The 4,514-nt window shown below is 68.2% G+C and carries 3 protein-coding genes and 1 pseudogene; 1 reads left to right on the top strand and 3 read right to left on the bottom strand.

Annotated elements, in window-relative coordinates:
- Positions 1–82: 82 nt before the first annotated feature.
- Genes DBR20_RS01615 through coaBC form a run of 3 tightly spaced genes read right to left on the bottom strand, consistent with a single transcriptional unit; the run spans position 83 to position 4,191 of the window.
- Positions 83–2,431 carry a phosphomannomutase/phosphoglucomutase gene (locus DBR20_RS01615; protein ID WP_108264954.1) on the bottom strand — a complete coding sequence of 783 codons (2,349 nt, stop codon included), beginning with the start codon at positions 2,429–2,431 and terminating at the stop codon, positions 83–85.
- 12 nt (positions 2,432–2,443) lie between these two features.
- Entirely contained in the window at positions 2,444–2,932 is a 489-nt protein-coding gene (dut, locus tag DBR20_RS01610) for a dUTP diphosphatase (protein ID WP_108264953.1), read from the bottom strand.
- Positions 2,929–4,191, bottom strand: coding sequence for a bifunctional phosphopantothenoylcysteine decarboxylase/phosphopantothenate--cysteine ligase CoaBC (coaBC, locus tag DBR20_RS01605; protein WP_108264952.1), 1,263 nt, complete (start codon positions 4,189–4,191; stop codon positions 2,929–2,931). Before coaBC ends, dut begins: the two co-directional genes overlap by 4 nt.
- 120 nt (positions 4,192–4,311) lie before the next feature.
- Here coaBC and DBR20_RS22475 point away from each other — a divergent pair.
- Positions 4,312–4,514 (top strand): annotated as a pseudogene (locus DBR20_RS22475) (hypothetical protein); the annotation flags it as partial.

Here is a 4,514-nt window from a genome sequence, read left to right as displayed (position 1 = left end):
CCCCGCCATCCCCCAGGAAGCCAGCGGTTGAATTTGACGTTGACGTGGATTCGGCGGGAGCCGGGCGCAGCCCGGCCCCTGCTCAGAATCCCAGCGGGGTGTCGCCCAGCACCGGCTGCAGCTGGCTGCGGAACAATGCCTGGATACGTTCCAGTGCCGCTTCGTCGTTGCCTTCGAAGCGCAGCACCAGCACCGGCGTGGTGTTGGAGGCGCGAACCAGGCCCCAGCCGTCGGCGAAGTCCACCCGCAGGCCGTCGATGGTCGACAGTCGACCGCCGACATACGGGTTGTCCGGCGACTGCGCAGCGGCCACCAGCATCGCCACCAACGCATGCGGGGTTCCCTCGGCCACCGGCACCTTCAGCTCCGGCGTCGCCACCATTTCCGGCAGTTCGGCCAGCACTTCGTCCGGCGTTTCTTCGCGCTGGGCCAGGATCTCCAGCAGGCGTGCAGCGGCGTACAGGCCATCGTCGAAGCCGAACCAGCGTTCCTTGAAGAAGAAGTGGCCGCTCATCTCGCCCGCCAGTTCGGCGTCGGTCTCGCGCATCTTCGCCTTCATCAGCGAGTGCCCGGTCTTCCACATCAACGGGCTGCCACCATTGCGCAGCACGTGATCGGACAACTTGCCGGTGCACTTCACGTCGTAGATCACCATCGCGCCCGGGTTGCGCATCAGCACGTCGGCGGCGAACAGCATCAGCAGACGGTCGGCATAGATGATCTTGCCTTCAGCGGTGACCACGCCGAGGCGATCGCCATCACCATCGAACGCCACGCCGAGGTCGGCGCCGAAGCGCTTGACCGTCTGCACCAGGTCTTCCAGGTTGGCCGGTTCGCTGGGATCAGGGTGGTGGTTGGGGAAGGTGCCGTCGACATCGCAGTACAACGGAATGACTTCGGCGCCGATCGCTTCCAGCAGCTGCGGCGCGAAGGCACCGGCCACACCGTTACCCGCGTCGGCGACCACCTTCAGCGGGCGGTCCAGCTGCACATCATCGGCAATACGCTGGATGTAATCGGCGGCGACCTCGCGCTGCTGGTAGTCACCCGGTTCCGCGGCCTGCACCAGACGGCCTTCGACAATGCGCTGGTAAAGGTCGGTGATCGCATCGCCGGACAGGGTCTCACCACCGATGACGATCTTGAAACCGTTGTAGTCCGGCGGGTTGTGGCTGCCGGTGACCGCTACGCAGGTACCGGTGCGCAGATGGAAGGCGGCGAAATACACGACCGGGGTCGGAGCCAGGCCGATATCGATCACCGCACAGCCGGCACGCCGCAGGCCTTCGGCCAGCCCCGCCGACAGTTCGGGACCGGACAGACGGCCATCGCGACCGATCACCACTTCGCGCAGGCCCTGCTCAAGGGCGGCGGTGCCGATGGCCTGGCCGATCAGCGCAGCGGTGCGCGCGGTCAGCTCGCTGCCCACCACGCCGCGGATGTCATACGCACGGAAGATGCCCGCAGCCAGTTCCTCGGCCGGAACCGGTGGCGGCGGAGGTGGCGCAGCCTCGGCCACCGTCTCGCCGGGCACCGCCGGCGGGACCATCTGCAGGCTTTCGCGCAGGGTCGGGCCGTGATCGGCGTCGGCCACCGCGCTACGCCGACTAGGCAGCGGCAGTGACTTCGGCAGTCGGCCACGGCCTACCACCAGCAGTACCGCAATGAAGGCCAGCAGCAGGGCGACAATCGCACTGGCCAGGGCGCCCAACCCCAGCGGGCCGGGTTCCACATTGGGCACTCCGGCGGCCAGTCGCAGCGTGGTTCCGGCCACCGGGCGCGCCATTGCCTCGGCGCTCTCGGACAGGCCGGTATCGCCCTGCACCACGATGTTGTGCGTTCCCTGGCGCAGCGCCAGGAAGCCGTTGCCGGGGGCGCGCACCTGGTCCAGCGGCGCGGTCAACCGCAGCAGCGGCTGACGCACATACACCACCGCCGGTCCGACACCAGCCAGCTGTACCGGCGCGGCCAGACCCAGGCGGTTGCCGCCGCCATCGCGGACCACGCGCAGGGTTGCCTTGCCATCGGCCAGCGCCGATTCCAGCAGGGCCAGGCGTGCATATCCAAAGGTGGCCGCATCTGCGTAGCCCGCGGCCAGGTCAGCGCCCAGCACCTCCACCTGCTCGACGCCGGTCCAGCTTTCCCGCAGCGCCAGCGCGGCGCCGGCGGCATCACCGGCCTGCAGCGCCTGCTGGACGCGGTCGCCCTTCAACTGCTGCTGCAGCTGCTGCAGCTGGCCGGAAGCAGCCTGCTGCAGCCCTTGCACGGCCTGGTCGCGCGCCTGTTCCAGCGCTTCCCCGCTGGCCGCCTGCCGCCACTGCTGTACCGCGCTCCAGCCGAACCACGCGGCCAGCAGTACCAGCAGCACACCCAGCAATGGCGCGCTCCGTCCCAACGACTTTCCCCGCTGTGCTTCCCCGACGACGCTCATCGATGTCCCCTGTCAACGCACCCCGGTATGGCCGAATCCACCCGTTCCCCGCACGCTGTCGGTGAAAGTATCCACCACCTGCAGGCTGACGCGGGCAATCGGCACGACCACCAGCTGCGCGATGCGATCGCCCGGCTCGATGGTGAAGGCCTCGCGGCCACGGTTCCAGACACTGATCAGCAGCGGCCCCTGGTAGTCGGCGTCGATCAGGCCGGTGCCGTTGCCGAGCACGATGCCATGGCGGTGGCCCAGGCCCGAACGCGGCAGGATCACTGCGCACAGATGAGGATCGGCGATATGGATGGCCAGGCCGCTGGGGACCAGTGCGGTATCGCCCGGCTGCAGGGTCAGCGCGGTTTCCAGCGCCGCGCGCAGGTCCATGCCAGCGCTGGCTTCGGTGGCATAGGCCGGCAGCGGCCAGCTGTCACCGAAGCGCGGGTCGAGCAGCTTGACCTGCAACGGTTGCGGGGAGAGTCCGTGGGTGTTGCTTGCCTGGGTCATGCCTGAAGCCTCCGCGCGATCAGCGCCAGCAGTTGTTCGGCCAGCTCACGCTTGGAAGTAGCCGGGAATACCTGTTCGCCATCCTGCCAGAAGGCCGTGGCGGCATTGTTGTCGCTTTCGAAACCACCGCCGCTGATGCCCACCTGGTTGGCGATCACCAGGTCCAGGCGCTTGTCGACCAGCTTGCCGCGCGCATATTTCTCCACATCGTGGGTCTCGGCGGCAAAGCCGACCACCAGCTTCAACGACTGCGTCTGCGCGGCAACCTCGGCCAGGATGTCCGGGGTGCGCACCAGCTCGATCACCAGCGACTGGCTGTCGGCGGTCTTCTTCAGCTTCTGCGCGGCCACCTGGCGCGGGGTGTAGTCGGAAACGGCGGCAGCACCGATGTAGATGTCGGCCGGCAGCGCATCCAGTACCGCTTCGCGCATCTGCGCGGCAGAGCGCACATCGATGCGCTGCACGCCGGGCGGCGTCGGCAGCTGCACCGGGCCACTGACCAGCACCACCTGGGCACCGAGCCCGGCGGCAGCGGCGGCCAGCGCATAGCCCATCTTGCCGCTGCTGCGGTTGCCCACGTAACGCACCGGGTCGATGTCTTCATAGGTCGGGCCGGCGCTGATCAGCAGGCGCAGGCCCTGCAGCGCGTGCGTCTCCGGCGCTGCAGCGACGGCGGCAGCAGTGCCGTTGGCGGCCAGGGCGGCGACGATGTCGCCCGGCTCGGCCAAACGGCCAGGGCCGGACTCGCCTTCGGCCAGCGGCCCATCGACCGGACCGATCACCTGCGCGCCACGCTGGCGCAGCAGGGCGATATTGGCCTGGGTGGCCGGATGCAGCCACATCCGATGGTTCATCGCCGGGCACACGGTCAGCGGCGCGGTGCTGGCCAGGCACAGGGTGCTGACCAGGTCGTCGGCGTGGCCCTGGGCCAGGCGGGCCAGCAGGTCGGCGGTGCCCGGCGCGATCACGATGCGATCGGCCCAGCGTGCCAGTTCAATGTGGCCCATGGCCTGTTCGGCGGCGCTGTCCCACAACGTGGTGCGGGTCGGCTGGCCGGAAAGGGCCTGGAAGCTGAGTGGTGTGACGAACTGCTGGGCGCCGGCCGTCATCGCCACCTGTACCAGCGCACCGGCATCACGCAGGCGTCGAACCAGTTCCAGGGCCTTGTAGGCCGCGATCCCGCCGCCGACACACAAGAGCAGTTTCTGGCCTTCCAGCGCGCGGATCCGCGTCGGGGAAGCGTTGGGAGAATCAGCCACCTGGAATTCCTGTGCAAACGAGGGCGTTAGCTTACCCGAAGGCCAGCAACGTCCCGGTGCACGCGGCACATAGCGGGCGGCTATCAGCACATGGGCGGGGGCCGATGGAGTTTTCCGGGTTTGCTGCATGCCGATTCGGAACTTTCCTATACCTCTTCGCGTCCCCGCTTTGCAGAATCGTCGCTGGCCACCCAGGTGTGCCGTTCGATTTCCCAGGAGTTCCCCGTGCAACCGCGCATCATCATTGCCGACGACCATCCAGTCGTCCTGCACGGCATCCGAATCGTGCTTGAGCGTCACCAGATGGACGTGGCCGGTGCCGC

The organism is Stenotrophomonas sp. HMWF023, from assembly GCF_003060985.1.
GTDB lineage: Bacteria > Pseudomonadota > Gammaproteobacteria > Xanthomonadales > Xanthomonadaceae > Stenotrophomonas > Stenotrophomonas lactitubi.
Note: the sequence above shows the minus strand (reverse complement) of the source record. Positions and strands in the feature narration are given on the sequence as shown.